Origin of the sequence: Chitinivorax sp. PXF-14 (assembly GCF_040812015.1) — a bacterium.
GTDB lineage: Bacteria > Pseudomonadota > Gammaproteobacteria > Burkholderiales > SCOH01 > JBFNXJ01.
Window position 1 is genome coordinate 39,888 of record NZ_JBFNXJ010000014.1, and the last position, 20,687, is coordinate 60,574.

16 protein-coding genes are annotated in these 20,687 nt (G+C 58.6%); 3 read left to right on the forward strand and 13 right to left on the reverse strand.

What is annotated here, in order from left to right:
• Positions 1 to 33: 33 nt before the first annotated feature.
• Genes ABWL39_RS16135 through ABWL39_RS16160 form a run of 6 tightly spaced genes read right to left on the reverse strand, consistent with a single transcriptional unit; the run spans position 34 to position 7,535 of the window.
• On the reverse strand, positions 34 to 4,143 hold the full coding sequence (locus ABWL39_RS16135) for a pilus assembly protein (RefSeq protein WP_367793539.1): 4,110 nt from the start codon (positions 4,141 to 4,143) through the stop codon (positions 34 to 36).
• Positions 4,144 to 4,180: 37 nt separating this feature from the next.
• Positions 4,181 to 4,783, reverse strand: coding sequence for a hypothetical protein (locus ABWL39_RS16140; RefSeq protein WP_367793542.1), 603 nt, complete (start codon positions 4,781 to 4,783; stop codon positions 4,181 to 4,183).
• Positions 4,774 to 5,883 carry a PilW family protein gene (locus tag ABWL39_RS16145; protein WP_367793545.1) on the reverse strand — a complete coding sequence of 370 codons (1,110 nt, stop codon included), beginning with the start codon at positions 5,881 to 5,883 and terminating at the stop codon, positions 4,774 to 4,776. The genes ABWL39_RS16140 and ABWL39_RS16145 overlap by 10 nt, the downstream gene beginning before the upstream one ends.
• A 52-nt stretch (positions 5,884 to 5,935) precedes the next feature.
• Positions 5,936 to 6,454, reverse strand: coding sequence for a prepilin-type N-terminal cleavage/methylation domain-containing protein (locus ABWL39_RS16150; RefSeq protein WP_367793549.1), 519 nt, complete (start codon positions 6,452 to 6,454; stop codon positions 5,936 to 5,938).
• A 2-nt stretch (positions 6,455 to 6,456) separates the two neighbouring features.
• Complete coding sequence (locus ABWL39_RS16155; RefSeq protein ID WP_367793552.1) at positions 6,457 to 7,005, reverse strand: GspH/FimT family pseudopilin; 549 nt, start codon at positions 7,003 to 7,005, stop codon at positions 6,457 to 6,459.
• Positions 6,999 to 7,535, reverse strand: coding sequence for a type IV pilin protein (locus tag ABWL39_RS16160; RefSeq protein WP_367793555.1), 537 nt, complete (start codon positions 7,533 to 7,535; stop codon positions 6,999 to 7,001). Before ABWL39_RS16160 ends, ABWL39_RS16155 begins: the two co-directional genes overlap by 7 nt.
• Positions 7,536 to 7,630: 95 nt before the next feature.
• Here ABWL39_RS16160 and ABWL39_RS16165 point away from each other — a divergent pair, with 95 nt between their 5' ends.
• The 3 genes from ABWL39_RS16165 (at position 7,631) to serB (ending at position 12,544) form a co-directional block, all read left to right on the forward strand.
• On the forward strand, positions 7,631 to 8,176 hold the full coding sequence (locus tag ABWL39_RS16165; RefSeq protein WP_367793558.1) for a C40 family peptidase: 546 nt from the start codon (positions 7,631 to 7,633) through the stop codon (positions 8,174 to 8,176).
• A 73-nt stretch (positions 8,177 to 8,249) separates the two neighbouring features.
• Positions 8,250 to 11,663 (forward strand): transcription-repair coupling factor, encoded by a 3,414-nt coding sequence (mfd, locus tag ABWL39_RS16170; RefSeq protein WP_367793562.1) that lies wholly within the window; start codon positions 8,250 to 8,252, stop codon positions 11,661 to 11,663.
• Between the two features lie 26 nt (positions 11,664 to 11,689).
• On the forward strand, positions 11,690 to 12,544 hold the full coding sequence (gene serB, locus ABWL39_RS16175; protein WP_367793565.1) for a phosphoserine phosphatase SerB: 855 nt from the start codon (positions 11,690 to 11,692) through the stop codon (positions 12,542 to 12,544).
• Between the two features lie 65 nt (positions 12,545 to 12,609).
• Here serB and flgL read toward each other — a convergent pair whose 3' ends face one another.
• The 7 genes from flgL to flgF all read right to left on the reverse strand — a co-directional run bounded on the left by flgL (position 12,610) and on the right by flgF (position 20,687).
• Positions 12,610 to 13,905, reverse strand: coding sequence for a flagellar hook-associated protein FlgL (gene flgL, locus ABWL39_RS16180; RefSeq protein WP_367793568.1), 1,296 nt, complete (start codon positions 13,903 to 13,905; stop codon positions 12,610 to 12,612).
• 41 nt (positions 13,906 to 13,946) lie between these two features.
• The gene (gene flgK, locus ABWL39_RS16185) at positions 13,947 to 16,241 is read right to left on the reverse strand and encodes a flagellar hook-associated protein FlgK (protein ID WP_367793571.1); all 2,295 of its coding nucleotides are present in this window, start codon (positions 16,239 to 16,241) and stop codon (positions 13,947 to 13,949) included.
• Between the two features lie 69 nt (positions 16,242 to 16,310).
• Positions 16,311 to 17,246 carry a flagellar assembly peptidoglycan hydrolase FlgJ gene (flgJ, locus tag ABWL39_RS16190; RefSeq protein WP_367793574.1) on the reverse strand — a complete coding sequence of 312 codons (936 nt, stop codon included), beginning with the start codon at positions 17,244 to 17,246 and terminating at the stop codon, positions 16,311 to 16,313.
• A gap of 87 nt (positions 17,247 to 17,333) precedes the next feature.
• Complete coding sequence (locus tag ABWL39_RS16195) at positions 17,334 to 18,437, reverse strand: flagellar basal body P-ring protein FlgI (RefSeq protein ID WP_367793577.1); 1,104 nt, start codon at positions 18,435 to 18,437, stop codon at positions 17,334 to 17,336.
• A gap of 14 nt (positions 18,438 to 18,451) precedes the next feature.
• Complete coding sequence (locus tag ABWL39_RS16200; protein WP_367793580.1) at positions 18,452 to 19,129, reverse strand: flagellar basal body L-ring protein FlgH; 678 nt, start codon at positions 19,127 to 19,129, stop codon at positions 18,452 to 18,454.
• Positions 19,130 to 19,145: 16 nt separating this feature from the next.
• The gene (gene flgG / locus ABWL39_RS16205; RefSeq protein ID WP_367793583.1) at positions 19,146 to 19,928 is read right to left on the reverse strand and encodes a flagellar basal-body rod protein FlgG; all 783 of its coding nucleotides are present in this window, start codon (positions 19,926 to 19,928) and stop codon (positions 19,146 to 19,148) included.
• Positions 19,929 to 19,949: 21 nt separating this feature from the next.
• Positions 19,950 to 20,687, reverse strand: a complete 738-nt coding sequence (gene flgF / locus ABWL39_RS16210) for a flagellar basal-body rod protein FlgF (protein ID WP_367793585.1) — start codon at positions 20,685 to 20,687, stop codon at positions 19,950 to 19,952.

The window sequence follows — 20,687 nt, forward strand, 5'->3', positions numbered from 1 at the left end:
CCAAACATGGGGCCCTTTTTGCATGGCTACCTTCTATTCCAGGACTTCTCTCCAAGAGACACGAACTCCCGTGCTCCCCCCAGGCCCTGGGCTGGCAGGGGTTACGATATGTGTTTTATCAACCTGCATTGTCTGATTGACACAGTCAGTTCCATAACAGTACTGAGAGCTCCCCACCACCATCGCATTGAATGCGGTAGATTGGGCCGCGCCAGTACAAGCCTCTATGTTATACAAGACGGCAGTTCCACCTGGTTGACATGCATCGACGGTGAGTGGGTAATTACCGTATATATACAAATGCCCCAATAGCCACCTTGGATTCACGGTAACCTTTTCGCCAGGCTGAGCGGTCAGATCCATGTACCAACCATTTCGACTACTGGCATCAAACGGCAAATTGGTAAAGACTCGACTCTGCGGCGAACCACTACCCGAAGCTACACTTTGTTGGACCATGTTGTTAGTCCGAACATTGTCACCCAGATTGGTTGCAGAATCCTTAATTGCATAGATAGTCTGTACGCTGTTATCGCCCAGGTCACTGGTCCCCAGTAGTCGACCCGTACCGAGAAATACCATCTTCTGACCACCACAATAACCAAGCGTTGGCTCTACGGTAACCGGTTCGATTGATCCCGATGGATTCTTTAAACCAGCCATCCGAACTGGTGCAGGTATCGAGGTTGAGGCGTTGCTTACATCAAAGCGCCAGAGGTTGCCAAGCTGATCCCCACCATAGATGAAGGTGACAGTATTGTTGGTTGTCGGTGCCTCGACCCAGCCAGTGATCTTCATCAATCCACTTGGCGTAGCGCTAGATCCAACACCGGTACTGACTTTATTCAGCAAGGCTCCGGTCGCAAGATCCAACTGATAGAGGTAGCCCTTCCCTTCGCCGCCAGGTGTCGCGCCAGGTACGTTGTTCAACCCAGAGGTGAAATACACCACCCAGGTTCCAGCAGCATTCTTTGTAACAATCGGATTTCCAAAGGTATAGCCTAAATCACCATCACTTCGCCCCGGACACAATGAGCTGTCCGAGCAGAACTCCCACAGCACCTTCGGCGCATCTGGATTTGTCACATCCAAGGCGTAGTAACCACGCCCGCCCTTATTCAACCCGCCCACGAGAACGGTATGCCAATCCCCATTAATAAATGCATCCGCCGTGACTGGAGAGCCATCCACCGTAAACTTCTGGTGAGATCCGTAATGCTGTTCAGCCAATAGCGGCAAGGTAGGCATCACGATACGTGGCACGTAAGCCCACTTTTCATCAAGCTCACGCCCCGTTGGCTGCGGCACCGATGTTTGTTCACCCGTTGCCGCATCTGTCGACGTAAGAAATGTCATGTTCGCATCGAAGGCATGCAACATGCCATCATTTGCCGCGATGTATGCACGCGCAGGGCGACCAGCCTGCTGGGTTTTATAATCGCCGTAGCCCGCATCGGCGTAATTCTTGTTAGGCACTCTGACATAAGCGGGTCGGGCATTGATTATTGGCCCAAGCTTATGTTGGCGCTTACGCATGATTTGACTTGGGCTGGTGGTATAAGTCTGATCTCCGCGGATAAAGTTAAGTATATTTTCGCCACTGTTCAAATTTGCCTGATCTGACGCTGGTAGCAAAGCATACTGGGTTAACAACCCACCCTTATTAGTTAGATAGGCCTGCTCTGTCGATGTAAGCGAAGACCAAAAAAAATCCTTTGGTAAGGCCCCATTTCCATTGAACGTCAGCACCCTACGGCTGGCTGGCGACAGCGTATCGAGCTTGGTTTGGGCGAGCCATACATAATGAGGGTCAGCATCTTTCGTGTCGAGGTTGATTACACTCAACTCAACTTCACCACTCCAGTCATCGGTACCGGGATCCAAGTTGTAAGAGGCACTCAGGATCACTCGATCGACTTGCGTAATATTTGGTGTACTCGTTGCCGCTGCGGCACCAGTCCCTCTTGCGGCACCAATTCTATTCAGTGCATCCGCAATGCCGTTGCGGAGTGCCACGGGATCAGCAGCACTATAGTAACGACCATGACCATTTACTGCGGCATGCCACAAATCATCCACCGCCGAAAGGGTATCTCCAACAGGTTTGGGCCAATTACATACTCCGCTTGCCCATGCGCAGCCCGAATCGCCACGCGTGATCTTGGCAAAGTCTCCGCTCAAATCAGATCCTACCAGACCATAGATCGGGTCATACTTCATATAACCATCAACCCCAAGACCCAAGGTAAAAGTAGTCATATGCTGATGAATAGCTGGATCAGTCGCTGAGCGAGCCACCTGATTTGCAAGCGAAGGGCGTAAATCAGTCTTGTAGTAATACATGGCCACATCGGCAAGTGTGTCGCTGGCACCAGAAACATTACCATCATAAGTTCCAGATTCTCTGGATATATAGCCAGACGTGTCAGTTAAACTATTGTCCTGATTGCCTATTCCAGAAAAATTATCGTTCCAATAGCCGTCCGTCGTCAGGATGGTATACATCGGCTGACATGCCAACTGCGTGCCATTTGCATTTGTGGGGATAGGATCTGGCGCACCGCTAAGTACACCTTTGTAGTAGTCCCCAACCCGCTTCAAAGCCGAGCGTAGCGGCGTCGAATTGTTCGGAGAGGCCGCGTACAGCGCCGCATACCATGCAGGCTTCTGCGTGCTATCAAACGTATCGACATAAAGCTGAAGCCCTGTAGTGCTGGAATAACTATTCTGATTAATCGTCGCAAAACCAACACGATACTTGTCATCCAGTAACTGAAATGCCAAGCCTGCGCCAGTCTTCATGCTTTGCATACGGGTACGGTAATAGGAAAACCAGTTAGCAAAGTTCTTCAACTCTTCGGCATAGCTGCACGTGTTTGTATTTGTCTCAGTACAGTCAATGCGTGCGCTACCTTTCGGATAAGTCGTCCGGCTTGACACAATGTCAACGCGACTAAAGGAATAGGTCTTGTCCCAAGGTGTCATGCCGCTGACGGAAACGCCTGTCCCTGACTGTGAAACGGAGAGTACAGCGGAGAAATCAGCGGACCTCGCAGCCTTAATACAGATCACCGTTGGTTGATCACTGCATGTTGCATCGTTATATGCAGTGTAAATACCCTTGCTATTGATTGCGGCTTTAATCGCCGTAGCCAAGGTCGAACTTGGGTTGCCGCCAGTCCCGGATGAAACGGCACCGGAGGTAATTACGGTTGAGCCTACCGACACGCTATTAACGGTATAGCTATTAGGGACAGTGCCAACCGTGATGATGCCGTTGGCGTTACTTGTCAACCGACCAACAAAGCGGGGGTATGGGTAATTAGGTAAAGGCTTAGCCTGACAGTTCGTCAAAGTGGAGTCTGTACACCATCTCACACGAGCCGCATAAGTGTAGCTACCTGATGGTGCAGAAGCATAGATACAGGTAGTCAGGTTGCTATCAGTACAATATTCGGACGGATTAATTCGATAATAGTAAGGCGCGCCATTCACTACATAATTCGTATAGCTACTCCAGCTACTGCCGCTACTGTTTGTCCGGGGGTAGGAATACAGGCTATTTGGATAGCGATATGCCGTATTGGGATACGAAAAATCTCCGGATGGATTCGACTTGCACGTGGCTGATGAAAATGTCGAACTTGGACACCACCGTACATCAGGCCACTGAGTAGTCAGATTAACGGTGCCCGCCGAATAACCTTGGAAATTAGTTTGTTGAACTCCATATACGTCAGTCTGAGCAGAAGTTGGATTCTGGGGGTCATAAGGCCCAGTAAGGTCGGGCTTTAGCGGCGGACGGTAGTAAATTTCAGGATTGTAGTACTGCTTATTAAAGTCAGGACTCATGAATGGTGGCAGGCCATACTGGCATACCCCCAAGCCGGTAGTAGCACTGGTCGCTACCGTGTTAACGCACAAGTTGTCATTAACGTAATCCGGTACATAATTCCAGCTCATTGAACCTGAATCATCAAGCATGAACATGATGTCGGGTTTAATCGCATTTGCCGTACTAGCGGTATACAGGGGCGCGTCAGCCAAGTCCGTTGCTGCACCTTGTACTTGTTGGCTTTGTATGGCGGCCAAGCACAGCGTCAAGCCCCATACGTGCTGGTAATGCTTTGTTATCGCGCTCATTTCGATCCCCATCCTTCAGTTCGAGCAGGCGAAAGCCTCAATTCGTTACAAAAGCCTGAGCAATGCTTGTGACATTTCTAGGGCCAAGCACACGCACCGTAATTCGATATATAATTGGAGCAGTAACCGGAGGAACAAATGCCTCTTGCGTGTGCTCCATAAGGCTACTCGGTGCTACTCCCGCACCAGCCCGAGCACACTGTATTGCCAAATTGGCAGCAGGATCTCCAGAGGCAGAACAAAGCCTCTCGATCAGAAACTGTTGTTGATTACCACCGGAATCCGTCACTCGCGTAGAGGCGTTGGCCCATGTATCTTCAGAACGCCAATTTACGTCGGTATTGGTAGCCGATGCTCGATATCCGTTACCCGTTCCATTGTTCTGCAGCGAAGCGGCAGCGCTCCCCATCAATACCCGGTATGCACGGTCAAAACCTTGCTCGGTGGCTGCCAGTGCAGCCTGACGAAAAGCCAAGCTACCTGCCAACATATTTGAACTATCCACTCGCCGAATAGTGGATAGTACGGCCAACGTAACGATGATCAACACAATCAGGCTCGCAAACAGCACCACACCGGCGCTATGCCTACGATACCCCTGCCTGGGTACCACCAATATTTGTCTGTCAGTTAGTTGCATTTTTGCAAAGCACTCCACTGCATGCCACGCGACCACAGCATATTTCGAATGGGAACAATTGTGGTGAAGACGCTGTAACGGTAGTGACGTTGAGTATCAGTCAGAGCAATGCTCGGGCCTATCGATGTTGGCAATGTAGTCGTGGTTGGCCACAGTACAATACTGGGGGGGCTCACAACATCACGCTCATATTGAGTTCCACGCACCAAGACACCAATTCTTACTGCCTTGACTCTGGCCCAGTCACCGCGATTTCCTACCACTCCGTCTCCGTCGGCATCAATCATTGTGCCGCTATAGCTCGTCACGACGTCACCAGAGCTGCTTGTCGCCGGGCAGGCGTTGAACCCATATTGCGCCTTTAGTGCAACGACATTGTCCGCATATAACGCAGGGGCAGCACCATTGAGTACATCAGCCACCATCAACTTGCTTGACTGAACACTGAACTGGCTAATGACAGGAGCCCCCCCAAGATCGACTACACTGGCCTGGATTCCAGCACCACCCGGCGCAACGTCATATGTAATCCCAGGTGCCGCGGCATTGAAGGTATTGGCCGTATGTGTAAGCGCATTTCCAACGACGCCAGTGACACGCATGAGCGTACAGCCCAAGGTTGGGCTCACGATCAATGCAAAATCGTTCAGTCGAAAACCAAAGCTATTCATAAGGGCGATGGCGGCACCTGATCCATCATACGGGCTGGAAAGAGGCGACCAAACAGGTCGATCACCAGAGCCCCGCATGACAGTGAGAGTATCGCTACCGGCAGCCCCTCCCGACTGGATTACAATTGGGGACAGCGTAAAGGTGTATGCGCCGTTACCATTTTGAGCCTGAACGGTGCAACCGATCCCATCTTCCAGATTGAAACCATACCCAGCTTGCCGGGCTTCTCGCTCCAGCAAATACAGGGAAAGAGCCCCCGCCTGTTGTGCGTCTGCTACAGCACTGGTGGTACGGGATTGCGTCGACGCAAAACTAAATACCTGAAAAACAGCCAACATTGCCAGCAACCCAACAGCCAGCCCAGCCATCAATTCAACCAGACTAAAACCACCGTGATAGCGTTGGCTTCGCCGATTCAACAACGCCATAGTATGGCAATGCTGTAAGGGTAACGATAGCTTAACCATGAGTACTGCCATCCTAATTCGAAGGGTTTCTGGAAATGACAGATGTAGCAACAAATGTGTGGGTAGCAGTTGCTCCAGGTCGTGTACCGGGTGGCGCCCACCGCACTGTCACCGTTACCGTTGAAGGCGTTAAAAATGTTCCAGGCTGAGGTGGCCAGGGAATCGGCGTTCCCGGCACAACTGCCACTATCGGTGGATAGGCGGATGCCCCAGGCAAGCGATTGACGACATCATTCACCCATGGCTGCAAACGGCTATTTACCGTAAGCGCCCCGGGCGTTACATAATTGGCAATGTTTTGTGGGTCCGTCATTATCTGCGCTATGAGCCGGTTCGCCAGATATGCGGCTTCCGAGCGATATCTCGATTCAGAGACATCTCCAACTGATCTGGCTTGCAAGCCGACAAGAGCAAGTACACCGATAGCAAACACAACAATGGCAACCAAGGCCTCGATCAGCGCAACCCCGCGCTCGCGACCATTGATAATCGCCAAATCAAGCCGGGCAGGCGCAGGCTGCGGCCTTTCCATCACTAGCGATCGCACGATCTGGGATCCTCTATCTCTTGCATTTTCCGGTCACACCAGCGAATGCTACCGTTAGGAGCAATCAGAATGCTGTATTCACGCCGATCAGCCTCGGCCAATGCGTCAACCTGGATATCAATACGCGACACGGGACTGGCAACGGCATTGTTCTGTGCCGGCGTCAGGAGGACACCAAGCCCGGTAAAGATGACAGATGTGGCTGCTACGCCACCGCTATCTTGGGCCGTGACAGAAACCGTGCCCAGGTGCTCAAGAGCCGGTTGGTTCTGGATCACTGCCTGGCTGGCGACATCAGAAACCGTCCACCCCCGGGTGCCTACTACATCCAAACGTACATTGGTTCCCCGTTTGATTGCCTCCGTCCTTGCAAGCATCAGCCCGGACATAAAGGATTCGGTCATATCGCGAGCGCGAGAATTTTGCAGCCAGTCGGTGTAGGACGGCAGTGCGACAGCCAAAAGCACGCCAAATATCACCAATGTGATAGCTATCTCAATTACCGTGAAGCCACGCGCCCTCCGCAGGATCAACATGTCCCGTCCTTTTTACTGATCCAGCAATTTCTGGGCGCACCAGCCCAACCGGTACCGACAGAAGTGGTTGCTTTATTGCCATCTTGATCAACCGTAAACACAAACCCGGAAACAGTCCCAGACCCCGTGGCAGTGACCGTTGCAGTATTAGCAGCCAAATCACACGTAACCGCAAAATTGGACGCGAGGGTAATTGCTCGAGCTGCTGGTGTACCCGCTGCACACCCGCCAATATATGTCCGGTTATCCTGAAACCATTGTTCCAGCTTGGTACGAACATCAGACAAGGACGCAAATGCCTCGGTCAGTCGGCTACGCGTCACATAGTCCGTATATGCAGGAAGTGCAATCGCTGCCAGAACACCGATGATGACCAACGCAATCATCAGCTCGATCAGCGTAAAACCTCGTTGCAGGCGCATTTCCACGGTCTCCAATTGTATTTTCAATAACTGTATGTCACCTGCCGTCGCCATGTAAAAGCAATACCGACAAGTGGTAAGCTTCAAGTCCCGAGCGGTTTCATGCATGACCTGGTGCCAGCTCCAGACTTTACACGCCACTTCCCGTTCCGATACATTCCCAGCCTATGAGCAGACTCCGATATGCCGGAACCGTCCTCCTGTTGACCGCTGCACTGGCCAGTGCAGCCCCTCCTGCGGATGCCCCGGAACAGGCCGGCAGTGGCCAGACATCAGCGACAGAAGCACGCCCGGAGCGTAGCGCAATCGATCGCCCCGCGGCGGCTGGCGACAAGGCCGACATCAAGACGCAAGAGCTGGTGTTGCAGGCGCTTGCCTTGGTCGGGGTGACCTACAAATGGGGTGGCAAGTCACCCGAATCGGGGTTGGATTGCTCGGGCCTGGTGCGCTATGTCTTTGGGCAGTCGCTGCAGATGGCACTGCCACACAATGCCCTGGCGATCAGCAAGCTAGGCGAGACGGTAGAGAAGGAAAAGCTCAAGCCGGGCGACTTGGTGTTCTTCAACACCTTGAAGCGCAAGTTCTCGCACGTTGGCATCTATCTCGGTGACGACCGCTTCATCCACGCCCCCACCGCCGGGGCAGGCGTGGAAATCGTCAACATGAAGGACCAATACTGGCAGAAGCGTTTTGACGGTGCCCGGCGCCTGCAGAAGGATGCTGGCGCGGCCGGTACGGCGCAAAAGTAGGCGGGCACGCCCGTAACAGCCGGGCCGACGCTGGTATAATGTGCGGTTTCGTAGCGCCCGTGCATTGTTCCAGATGACATCGCCCCTCTCGCGCCCCAAGCCCGGCCTCAAGACGCTCCTCCCCGCCGCCCACGGCAGTGCGGACGCATGGCAGCTCAAATCCGTCCTGGCGTCACACGCGCCCTTGTTGATCGTGACCGAGACAGGCCAGGATGCGCAGCGACTGCTGCACGAGCTTCGTTACTTCTCTCCGCAATCGCGCGTGCTGCAGCTGCCGGACTGGGAAACGCTGCCCTACGATCACTTCTCCCCACACCAGGACTTGATCTCTGAGCGGCTGGCGACATTGTGGCAAGTCAGAAGCGGGCAGTTCGACGCGCTCATCGTGCCGGCTTCGACTGCGCTGATGCGCTTGCCGCCAGTCGAGTACCTGGCCGCGCACACCTTCTTTCTCAAGGCGAAGGAAAAGGTCGATCTCGACGCATTGCGCGCGCAGATGACACTGGCAGGCTACCAGCACGTCACCCAGGTCTACAGCCCCGGCGAATACAGCGTGCGCGGCGGCCTGATCGACCTGTTCCCGATGGGCTCCACCCTGCCCTACCGCATCGACCTGTTCGATGACGAGATCGAGACCATCCGCACCTTTGACGTCGACAGCCAGCGCTCGATCTACCCGGTACGCGAGATTCGCCTGCTGCCGGCGCGCGAATTTCCGCTCGATGAGGCCGGGCGTAACCTGTTTCGCAGGAATTTCCGCGAGCGCTTCGAGGGCGATCCGTCGCGCTCGCAGCTGTACAAGGATGTCAGCAACGGCTTGGCGCCAGCGGGCATCGAATACTACCTGCCGCTGTTCTTCGAGCAGACCGCCACGCTGTTCGATTACCTGCCGAAGGACGTCATCGTCACCCAGCACCACGACCTGCTGGGTGCCACCGAACGTTTCTGGCAAGACACCCAATCGCGCTATCGCCTGATGCAGGGCGACAAGCAGCGCCCCGCGCTGGTACCGGAAGAGCTCTATCTGCCGGTCGACCGCTTCTTCGCCACGCTGAAGACCTATGGCCGCTTCGAGCTGTCCGGCAATACCACTGTGCCGTCTGAGCACGCGCCAAGCCAGGCCCTACCTGCCGTGCAGGTCGATCGTCGGGCCGACAATCCGCTGGCGGCGCTGACTCAGTTTCTTTCCCGGCATGATGGCCACGTGTTGTTGCTGGCGGAATCGCTGGGGCGCCGCGAGACCATGGCGGCCTTCCTCGCGGAGTACGACCTCAAGCCCGAACTGCTGGAGACCTGGGCAGAGGCGGAAGCCACCGGCGCACCGTTCAGCCTCGGTGTTGGCCCGCTGCAGACCGGTTTCATCCTGTCCGAGACACGGCACGCCATCATCACCGAGAGCGAGCTCTATGCCCATGTCACGCGCAACCGCGAGAGCCGGCAGAGCCGCAAGCCGGCATCGGAAACGCTGTTGCGCGACCTGTCCGAGGTCAAGGTCGGCGACCCCGTCGTGCACGAGCAGCATGGCATCGGCCGCTACATGGGGCTGGTCAATCTCGACCTCGGCAACGGCGAGGATGAGTTCCTGCTGCTGGAGTATGCCGGCGGCGACAAGCTGTATGTTCCCGTCTCGCACCTCTACCTGATCAGCCGTTACAGCGGCGCCGCGCAGGAAGATGCACCACTGCACAAACTTGGCAGCGGTCATTGGGAAAAAGCCAAGCGCAAGGCGGCCCAACAGGTGCGCGACACGGCGGCTGAGCTGCTGAATCTGTATGCGCAACGCGCGGCACGCCAAGGCTATGCCTTCAAGCTCGGCGAGCATGACTACCAGGCCTTTGCCGACAGCTTCGGCTTTGAGGAAACCCCCGATCAGGCCTCGGCCATCGCGGCCGTCATCGCCGACATGACCTCGGGCCGGCCGATGGATCGGCTCGTCTGCGGCGACGTCGGCTTCGGCAAGACCGAAGTCGCGCTGCGCGCAGCCTTCGTGGCCGTGATGGGAGGCAAGCAGGTGGCGGTGCTCGTGCCGACCACGCTATTGGCCGAACAGCATCAGCAGAATTTCAGCGACCGTTTTGCCGACTGGCCGGTCAAGGTCGCCGAGCTGTCACGCTTCCGCACGGCCAAGGAAGTATCGGCCGCAATGAAGGGGCTCGCGGACGGCAGCATCGATATCGTGATCGGCACCCACAAGCTGGTGCAGCCGGATGTGAAGTTCAAGAACCTCGGACTCGTCATCATCGACGAGGAACACCGCTTTGGCGTGCGTCAGAAGGAACAGCTCAAGGCGCTACGCGCCGAGGTGGACGTGCTGACGCTGACCGCAACGCCGATACCGCGCACGCTTGCCATGTCGCTCGAAGGCATCCGCGACTTTTCTGTCATCGCGACCGCGCCTCAGCGGCGGCTGGCGATCAAGACCTTCGTGTCACGCACCGACGACGGCATCATTCGTGAAGCCGTCCTGCGCGAGCTCAAGCGTGGCGGGCAGGTGTTCTTCCTGCACAACGAGGTCGAAACGATCGAGAACATGCGTGAGAAGCTGTCGCAATTACTGCCCGAGGCCCGTATCGGCGTGGCGCACGGGCAGTTGCGCGAGCGCGAGCTCGAGGCGGTGATGCGCGACTTCCACCAGATGCGCTTCAACCTGCTGCTTTGCACCACGATCGTCGAAACCGGCATCGACATCCCCAATGCCAACACCATCGTCATCAACCGTGCGGATCGCTTCGGCCTGGCCCAGTTGCACCAGCTGCGTGGCCGCGTTGGCCGCTCGCACCACCAGGCTTACGCCTATCTGCTGACGCCGGAAGAAACAGCGATGACGGCCCAGTCCAAGAAGCGGCTGGAAGCCATCCAGATGATGGAGGAACTGGGCTCCGGCTTCTATCTCGCCATGCACGACCTGGAAATCCGCGGCGCGGGCGAAGTCCTGGGCGACTCCCAGTCGGGCGAGATACAGGAGATCGGCTTCAACCTCTACAACGCCATGCTCAACGAGGCTGTCAGGGCGTTGAAGAAAGGCGTCGAGCCCGATCTAAACCAGCCGCTCGGGATCACCACCGAAATCAATCTGCACGCCCCTGCCCTGCTTCCCAATGAGTACTGCCCCGACGTGCACGAGCGCCTGGTCATCTACAAACGGCTGGCGAACTGCGATACCTTCGATGAACTCGACGACATGTATCAGGAGCTGATCGACCGCTTCGGCCTGCCACCGGAAGCCACCAAGACGCTGCTCGATTGCCACCGCTTGCGCATTCAGGGCAAACCGCTCGGTGTGAAGCAGGTCGATGCCACCGAGTCGGCCGTGCACGTGCAGTTCATCCCCAACCCGCCGATCGACCCGATACGGATCATCCAGCTCGTGCAGAGCGGGCGCCAATACAAACTGGCCGGGCAGGACAAGCTCAAGATCGAACAGAAGATGCCTGAATTGCCGCAGCGCGTTCAGGCACTCAAGGCATTTTTCAAGGCGCTGGCATAGCGCCACCAGATGACGGACCTTCCAGTATGACGAAACTCATTGTCCAGGCGGCTGAAGTCGCCACCCCAAACCTCAAGCGCCTTGCCCAGCTGAGCGGCGCCAGCGCGATCGAGGCAATCCTGCAGCCGGATGCGAGCCGGCAGGCCTTCCGCCTCGTCGATGCAGATCCATCGAGCCAGGCCGAAGTCGCCGCCTTCTGCGACGAAACCCAGTACGACCATGCATTCGTGCAAGCGGGCAAGCAGCTGAAGGACTTCGGGCTGGTGGTGATGGACATGGATTCCACGCTGATCACCATCGAGTGCATCGACGAAATCGCTGATATGCAGGGCATCAAGGACAAGGTGGCGGCCATTACCGAGCGCTCGATGCGTGGCGAGATCGATTTCAGCCAGAGCCTGCGCGAACGAGTGAGCCTGCTGGCGGGGCTCGACGAGTCGGCACTGCAACGCGTCTACGACGAACGGCTAGCGCTCTCCCCGGGCGCCGAGCGCATGCTGAGAACCGCCCATCAGGCCGGCCTCAAGTCTTTGCTGGTGTCGGGCGGCTTCACCTTCTTCACCGAGCGCCTGAAAGCCAGACTGGGCCTCACGCATGCTCATGCCAACACACTGGAAGTGGTCGATGGCAAGCTCACCGGCCAGCTCGTCGGCGACATTCTCGATGCCCAGGCGAAGGTGGATTGGCTCGCCCGCGTGCGCGACGATCTGGGCCTGCAGCCCGAGCAGGTGATCGCGCTCGGCGACGGCGCCAATGACTTGAAGATGCTGGCCGCGGCCGGCGTCGGCATCGCCTATCATGCCAAACCCATCGTGCGCCAGCAGGCTGCCTATGCCCTGACCCATGTCGGACTCGATGGCTGGCTCAACTGGTTCGCCTGAGCCAGGCCCCGCGCCAAAGACAAAGCCACCGTTTCTGGTGGCTTTGTGCTGTCAGGGAGGGGGCGTCAGATCTGCTCGAACAGCGACAATTTCTGCGTCTGCACGAACGTCTTTTGTGCAGCCTCGAGATAGGTCTGGGTCAGCGAAAAATCACTGATCGCCTTGGCGTAATCCAGGTCCCCCAGATCGCGCAGCTGCGTCGAATACTGCACGGTCAGATCGTCGAGCGTATCGCGCACGCTGTCGACCTCTTTCAGGCGCGTGCCCACATCAGCCTGTACCGTCGTGACGTTGGTCAGGGCGTTGTCCAAGCCTTGCATCACCAGATTCAGGCTGTTCTGATAGCTGGCAACGTTGACCGGGTTATCCTTCGCGCTTTTGAGCAGGTTGGCAAAGTCCGTCAGTGTGTCGAACACCTGCTTGTCCTGCGCCGACTTGATGGTGAACTGATCGCCTGCCGCCGGCGCACCATCCACGGTGAAGGTGATGCCCTGGTTGGGCATCGAGATCGTCGCATTGGGCTGATACACCGGCAGCGTGGTCGGGAATGGCACGGTCGCCGGCGCACCCCCTGTGATGACGGACAGGTTGGTCGAATTATCGATGATGTCGTAATGCGTGGTGGACGGCGTGGTCGTCGCATCGATATCGAAGCGGATGCTGAAATCGCCACTGCTGTTTCGCCACTTGTTGACGTCGACGACGGTGCCGGGGCCCACGATGCCGGTGCCGAGGTTCGCTCCGGGCGTGACCAGATTCGAGCCGGCCTTGAGCACGAACGTGCCATTGCCTTCCTTGATGCGCTGGAACACGTTCACCCCGGATTCGCTCACCGGCAAGGCCCGCGATGGGCTGACCTGGATGGAACGTTGCCCCTGGTCGCCCATATAGGTCACCACACCGGGCGCCGTTTCTTCAAACGGGCGGGTCGAACCCTGGTAGCCGGAATACAGGTACTGGCCATTGCCGTCGGTGGAGTTCGCCAAGCCGATCAGCTCCTTGTAGCGCTCTTGCAGCTCGGACAGCAGCGCGCCGCGGTCGGTCTGCGTCAGGCTCGGGTTGCCGGCATAGACGGCCTGGGTCTTCACGTCCTGTAGCAGGCTGGTCATCGACTGCAGATAGCCCTCGCTCAAGGCGACGGTGGACTTGGCATTGTCCCCATTCGTCTTGAACTGGTCGTTGAGCCCATTGGCCTGGTTCACACTGAGGATCTGCGCCGACGCCACGGGGTCGTCCGAGGGCGTGAGTATCCTGCGGCCGGTAGCAACCTGCTGCTGCAGCTTGACCAGATCGGCCTGGTTCTGACGCACGCTGTCGACACCGAGCGCGTAAATGTTTGAGGTACTGACGCGAATTGCCATGATGATTTCCTAGCTGTTGCTGCTGCCGGCTCGTGCCGGCATCAACCGCCAATATTCAGAATACTCTTGAACGCTTCCTGGGCAATCGAAATAACCTTGCTCGCCGCCATATAGGCCTGCTGATATTTCAGCAGATTGGCGGCCTCTTCATCGAGGTTGACGCCAGAGAAGGAACTCTTGTTGCTATTGGCTTCCTTGACCAGCGTATCCTGAGCCTTCAAGCCTATCTTGATTTCTGACGCCTGGTTGCCGACATTGCTGACCATCTGACCATAGGCCGACTGGTAGGACGCCGACGCATCGCCGAGCACATTGGTCGTCTGCAACGCTGCCATCGCCAGCGCATTGCGGTTGTCTGAATCGGCATTGGTATTGGGGCCGACGGTGAAGGTATCGTTGGCGACAGGGTTACCCGACAGCTTGACCGTCCAGCCGTTGAACGACACGGCGTTGGTCTTGGTGGGATCGTAGTTGAGCCCGGTGGCCAAGGTTGTCGGCGCCGGTAGCGTCGAGTTGTCAACAACGTCGAATGTCGTCGTCGACGTGAACTTGATCGTGACGTTGTTCTTCAGGTTCTCGATATGCGGCATGAACACCGACAGCGGCGGCTGGGGTGCCGGGGCACCGGCCGGCCGTGCGGCTGGGTCCGGCACCACTTCGGCAATGTTGCCGGTGCCGGCATTTGCGCTGCCGCGCGACGCCACGGTCTTGTCGACGATGAACTGGTCACCGGCGGCAGGCGTGCCGCTGAGGGTGGTCTGCCAGCCATTCACGGTCACCGTCGCATTGGCCGGATAGTTCCAGGTATAGGATGCCGGCGTCAACGGCGTGGCTGCACTCGGCGATGGCACTGCGGCGCCGGTCGTCGCGTCGGTCACGGTAAAGGTGCCGGCCGAGGTGAACTTGATGACCACGCGATCATTGGCGGCGTTCACCACGCCCAGGTCGATCTGTCCGGTACCCTGGTTGGGCGTTGCGCCGCCCACCGTCGCCGCGGTGCGGAACGGCGCGGCGGACGCGATGCGGCGCGGATCGGTGATCTGCATCGCAATATCGCGGGCGCCGTTGCGCGTCGGCTGCACGAGAAAAGAGTCGCCCTGGTTGGGGGCGCCCGAGGCCAGTTTGAAATTGACACCATCGAGCGTCACGCCGGTAGCCGATTCGACCTGGGCCTTGGTATAGGTCGTCTTGACGTTGTCGGCAAGACGAATGACGTCGTAGCCGGCCGCCGCGCCGTTGTAGATCACGCGATAGTCGCTGGTGGTCAGCTCGCCCACCGACGACAGCGACGCGCTCATCAGTCCGTTCCCGCCGTTGTTACCGTAGGACACGACACGCGGCGAGCTGACGGCAAACATATTGAGCCCCGCATTGCCGTCGAGATCCTGCCCCAGGCCCTGCTGCTCGTTCATCGTCCGCGCCAGGCCGATTGCGACGCGGCCTAGCGAGTTTTGTGCGAGGTCGAGCGCGTTGGTACGGAAATTCAGCAACGCGCCCAGCTTGCCGCCCTGCAGCAGGCTATCGTCCAACGGAATGCTGACCTGCCCTTGCGACACCGCCACGCTGATCTTTTCCGGGTCGGCCGTTGCGGGCACGGCGGCGAACTTGTTGGTGGTGCCGCCGAGCACCAGGGTCTGGCCGGTGCCGATCGAAATATTGAACGAGCCATCAGTCTGCGGCGACACCGTCACCTTGACGAGTTTGTTCAGTTCGCCAATCACGGCATCGCGCTGGTCGAGCAGGTCGTTGGGATCGCGGCCGGCGCCCGAGGTGCGCGCGGCGATCTCGTTGTTGAGATCGGCCACCTTGCCCGCCAGCGCGTTGATCTGCGATATCGTGGCGGTGATCTGGTCGTTCACCCCCTGGCGGACTTCCTGCAAGCGGCCATTGATCTGCTGGAAGCGCGATGCGAGGGTGTTGCCCAGGCTGATCATCTGTTGCCGCGAGGGAATATCGGCGGGCTTGGAGGCAGCGCTCTGCACGCCGGTGAAAAAGCTTTGTACGGACGGCGACAGGCCGACGGTCGGATCGGCCACGATGCCGTCGAGAATGTTGACCTGGTCCTGAAAGCCTTGCAGATAGCCTTGCTGTGATTCGGCCGACAGCACGGAGCGATTGAGGAAATCATCATAAGCACGCACGACGTTGGTCACCTCGACGCCACGGCCAAAGAACCCGGCACCGGTGAACAGCGGCTTGGATGCCTCCTGGCGGATTTCCTGGCGGCTATAGCCATCGGTATTGGCATTGGCGACGTTGTGCGAGGTCGTAAGCAGGCCTGCCTGTGCGGCATTCAACCCTGTCAGTGCAACCCCGAAGATACCACTAGCCATCATTTGCTCCCTGCACCATCAACTTGGTGCATCAACACACTTATCGGCAACAAGCCGGGAAAATTGATCGCATCAGGTCCACTGCTGGTAGGCGGCGATTGCCGCGCGGCGCAGCACCTGATGATTTGCCACGCGCGTGAGCTTTGCCGCGTACTGCGGATCGGTCGCGTAACCGCCCTGCTGCAGCGCGCTGGCGAAGCCCGCCGCATCGTCTCCCTGGTTCAGGGCCTCGCGGTAGCGGCCGTTCTTGGCCAGCAGCTTGGCGTAATCGTTAAAGGCTTCCTCGTGCGAGCCGTAGACGCGGAAACGCTCGACCCGCTTCTCCGGCTTGCCGTTCACATACTCGGTGGTGGTCACCTCGGCCACCGGCCCGGTCCAGTCCTTGCCGGCCTTGATGCCGAACACGTTGTGGCTGTCGCCGCCATTCGCATCGCGAATCACGCGCTTGCCCCAGCCGGTTTCGAGTGCGGCCTGGGCCACCAGCACGTGCGGCGACACACCCAGCTGATCCGCCGCAGGCTTGGCCTGGGCCAGCATGGTGTCGGCGAACTGCGTGGCCGTCGCATGGCCCGAAATGGCCACCCCGGCCTTGTCGGCCACCGGCTTGACCGGTACGGCCTTGGGCAGGGAGGCATCGGCCGGCAGCTTGCCGGGTTGATACACATGCTCACGGCTCAGCTGCTTGACGATCATGTCCGCGAAACCGATGCCACGGCCCGATGCAATCTTCTGCGCCAGCTGGTCGTCGAACATGCCGGTGAAAGTCTTGAGCTCGTTGCTACCAGACAGCTCGCTCTCCGGCACGGTATTGCGCATGTTCTTCAGCATCATCTGCAGGAACAGCGACTCGAACTGCTGCGCCACACCCTTCAGGGCAGCCTTATTGTCCGTCTTGGCCTGCTGCTTGAGCGCATCGAGGCTGCCGACATCCAGGCTCAGGCGATTACCCAGATCGACAGCGGGTGTCGATGTAGCGCCTAAAGAGAGTGGAAGTGAGGAGGTGCGCATGTCGGTGTTCCTGAATGTTCAACCGAACATAAGCAAGATGCAGGCCAGCCACTTCACGTCAGGCGACACGGTCTGCCAAGGGCTGGCTCAGATGATTTCGAGATCGGCCCGGAGCGCGCCGGAGGCCTTCATTGCCTGCAGGATAGACAGCAAGTCCTGCGGCGTGGCGCCAATGGTATTGAGCGCCTTGACCACGTCGGCCAGCTTGGCCCCGCGCTGCAGCTGAACGAGCCGCCCCTGGTCGGCCTTGATCGAGATATCGGCATTCTGCACTGGCGTGGTCTGCCCGCCGGACAAGGCATTGGGCTGGCTCACGTCGTTCTTGGCGCCAACCGACACCGACAGGTTGCCATGCGCCACCGCACAGGGCTCGAGCGTCACCGCCTGGTTCATCACGATGGAGCCGGTACGGGCGTTGATGACCACCTTGGCGGCATTATCTGCCGGGTCGACGGCAAGATTTTCCACCCGTGCGAGAAACTGCACGCGCTCGTTCGAATCGAGTGGTGCACGCACCTGGATCTGCCGACCATCGAGCGCCCGCGCGGTCTCCGGGCCCATAGCGGCGTTGATGGCATCGACCACGCGATTGGCCGTGGTGAAGTCCGACTGTTGCAGCTCCACATTGATATAGTCACCCTGCCCCAGATAGCTCGGTACCGCGCGCTCCACCGTGGCCCCAGCCGGAATGCGGCCAGCATTGAGCTGGTTGACCTGCGCGCTGGAGCCACCGGCCGATGCGCCGGCCCCGCCCAGCAGGATATTGCCCTGCGCCATGGCATAGATCTGCCCATCCGCCCCCTTCAACGGCGCCAGTAGCAAGGTGCCACCACGCAGGCTCTTGGCGTTGCCGATCGACGACACGGTGACATCGAGCGGCTGGCCCGGCTTGGCAAACGCCGGTAGCGATGCGGTCAGGCTGACCGCAGCCACGTTCTTGAGCTGGGGATTGGTGCCGGCCGGCAGCTGCACGCCGAGCTGGTTCAGCATGGTCACCAAGCTCTGTGTGGTGAACGGGGTCTGGGTCGTCTGGTCGCCGGTGCCGTCGAGGCCGACAACAAGGCCGTAGCCAACCAACTGGTTGGGGCGCACCCCCTGTATCGTCGCCAGCTCCTTGATGCGCTGCGCGGCTTGCACCGGGGCTGCCAGCACGGCGGCGGCCAGCAGGGAGAGGACGATTAACTTACGCATGAACAGGCTCCCGCTCAAAACGGCATCACGGACAGGAAGAATTTCTGCAGCCAGCCGGCATCCTGCGCATCGCCAACAACGCCGGTCGCACGGTGCTCAATGCGGGCATCCGCCACCTTGGTGGACGACACGGTGTTGCCCGTCTTGATGTCGGACGGGTTGACGACCCCGGAAAAACGCAGGAATTCGTGCTCGTTATGGATTGCGATCTGCTTCTCGCCGGCCACGATCAGGTTGCCGTTGGGCAGCACTTCGACCACCGTAACGGTGATCGAGCCGGTGAAGACGTTGCTGGCGTTGCTTTCGCCCTTGCCCTCGAACTTGTTGTCGGACGACGCTTTGATGTTGAGCGACGCGAGCTTGCTCAGCACCCCACCCGAATATGGCACCGTGAAGGGGTTGGCCGATGCCGTGATTGCGCCGGTGCGATCGGCATTGCTGTTGGACTTGGTGCTGGCGTTGAGCTTCTCTTCGATCGCGATATTGAGGATGTCGCCGACCTGGCGTGCCACGCGGTCCTCGAACAGGCCGCCGCGCGAGGCCGCGCCAGCCTGAAAGATCGCCCCGTTGCCGTAAACCGGCTGCGCCGCGGCAGTCGGCCGTGTCGAGGTAGGGAGCTGAACGATGCTTTTCGGCGTGCTGCTGCAAGCTGCCAGCAGTGCCAAGCCGATCAATCCGATGAGTAGGCGCATGAGCCCTCCATCACCATTAGAGTTGCGTGAGTTTCTGCAGCATCTGGTCGGATGCCTGAATCGAGCGCGAGTTGATCTCGAAAGCGCGCTGGGCCTGAATCATGCTGATCAGCTCCTCGGTCACGTTGACGTTGGAGTTCTCGACATAGGTATGCAGCAGAACGCCCGAGCCGTTGGTGCCGGGCACATTGACCTGTGGCGCGCCGGAGGCCGCGGTTTCGCTATACAGGTTTTCCCCGCGCGACTGCAGCCCCGCCGGGTTGATGAAGTCGGCAACCTGGATCTGGCCCAGCTGCGTCGGCTGCACATTGCCGGGCTGCAGCACCGTCACCGTGCCATCGCTACCTATCGTCACCTGCTGGGCGTTGGACGGAATGGTGATAGCGGGCTGCAAGGGGTAGCCGCTCGATGTCACCATCTGCCCCTGGCTGTTGACCTCGAAGGAGCCATCCCGCGTATAAGCCGTGGTGCCATCCGGCAGCAGGACCTGGAAGAAGCCGCGGCCGTTGATCGCAATATCGAAGGGATTGTCGGTCTTCTGCAACGTACCCTCGGTGTGATTGCGCACCGTGGCGACGACACGGGAGCCGACACCAAGCTGCAAGCCGGTCGGGATCTCGTTCTGCTGCGTCGCCAGGCCGCCGGGCTGGCGCAGCGTCTGGTAAATCAGGTCCTCGAACACCGGGCGTTCGCGTTTGTAGCCGGTAGTGCTGACGTTGGCCAGGTTGTGCGAGATCACGTCGATATTGGTTTGCTGGGCATCCATGCCGGTCTTGGCAACCCAAAGCGCTCTTATCATGTTCTTCTATCCTCTGGTGGCTCAGCTCAGCGTCAGGATCTGCGCTGCACGCTGCGCATCCTGGTCGGCCGTCTGCAGTAGCTTGATCTGGGTTTCGTACTGGCGGGAATTGCTGATCATATTGACCAGCGATTCGACGAGATTCACATTGCTCGCCTCGAGCCCGCCGCCATAGACGCGGACATTGGCGTCCGCCTGGGCCGGCTGGCCATCGCGGGTGCGGAACAGGCCATCGCTGCCTTTTTGCAGATTGCGCTCAGCCGGGTTGACGAGCTTGAGGCGGCCAATTTCTGCGCGGTTTTGTGGGGCATCGAGCGGGATCGCGACGACCGTGCCATCCGACCCCACCTCGATGCGGTTGTTCTCCGGCACGGTAATCGGGCCACCGTCACCAAGCACGGTCAAGCCGTTGCTGGTGCGCAGCAGGCCGGTCGCGTCGATCTCGAAGCCGCCGTGGCGCGTGTAGGCCTCGCCATTGGGCGTTTGTACTGCGAACCAGCCGCGGTCCTTGATCGCCATGTCGAGCTCGCGGCCGGTGTACTGGATCGGGCCGGGCGTGAAATCCGCGCCCGTGGTCTGGTCCACCACGAAGGTGCGGGTCGGCAAGGCCGGGCTGCCAACCACCGGCAAGGCGCGGAACACATTTTCTTCTGCCTTGTAACCGGGCGTGCTGGCATTCGCCAGATTTTGGGCAGTCGAAGCCTGCTGCAACAGCAGGTGCTTCGCCCCATTCATCGCGACGTAGATCAGGCGATCCAT

Bases quoted from the DNA above. Each gene is read 5' to 3' on its own strand.
- ABWL39_RS16135 (WP_367793539.1), bottom strand. From the start codon at position 4,143: ATGAGCGCGATAACAAAGCATTACCAGCACGTATGGGGCTTGACGCTG.
- ABWL39_RS16140 (WP_367793542.1), bottom strand. From the start codon at position 4,783: ATGCAACTAACTGACAGACAAATATTGGTGGTACCCAGGCAGGGGTAT.
- ABWL39_RS16145 (WP_367793545.1), bottom strand. From the start codon at position 5,883: ATGGCGTTGTTGAATCGGCGAAGCCAACGCTATCACGGTGGTTTTAGT.
- ABWL39_RS16150 (WP_367793549.1), bottom strand. From the start codon at position 6,454: ATGGAAAGGCCGCAGCCTGCGCCTGCCCGGCTTGATTTGGCGATTATC.
- ABWL39_RS16155 (WP_367793552.1), bottom strand. From the start codon at position 7,005: ATGTTGATCCTGCGGAGGGCGCGTGGCTTCACGGTAATTGAGATAGCT.
- ABWL39_RS16160 (WP_367793555.1), bottom strand. From the start codon at position 7,535: ATGCATGAAACCGCTCGGGACTTGAAGCTTACCACTTGTCGGTATTGC.
- mfd (WP_367793562.1), top strand. From the start codon at position 8,250: ATGACATCGCCCCTCTCGCGCCCCAAGCCCGGCCTCAAGACGCTCCTC.
- serB (WP_367793565.1), top strand. From the start codon at position 11,690: ATGACGAAACTCATTGTCCAGGCGGCTGAAGTCGCCACCCCAAACCTC.
- flgL (WP_367793568.1), bottom strand. From the start codon at position 13,905: ATGGCAATTCGCGTCAGTACCTCAAACATTTACGCGCTCGGTGTCGAC.
- flgK (WP_367793571.1), bottom strand. From the start codon at position 16,241: ATGATGGCTAGTGGTATCTTCGGGGTTGCACTGACAGGGTTGAATGCC.
- flgJ (WP_367793574.1), bottom strand. From the start codon at position 17,246: ATGCGCACCTCCTCACTTCCACTCTCTTTAGGCGCTACATCGACACCC.
- ABWL39_RS16195 (WP_367793577.1), bottom strand. From the start codon at position 18,437: ATGCGTAAGTTAATCGTCCTCTCCCTGCTGGCCGCCGCCGTGCTGGCA.
- ABWL39_RS16200 (WP_367793580.1), bottom strand. From the start codon at position 19,129: ATGCGCCTACTCATCGGATTGATCGGCTTGGCACTGCTGGCAGCTTGC.
- flgG (WP_367793583.1), bottom strand. From the start codon at position 19,928: ATGATAAGAGCGCTTTGGGTTGCCAAGACCGGCATGGATGCCCAGCAA.
- flgF (WP_367793585.1), bottom strand. From the start codon at position 20,687: ATGGATCGCCTGATCTACGTCGCGATGAATGGGGCGAAGCACCTGCTG.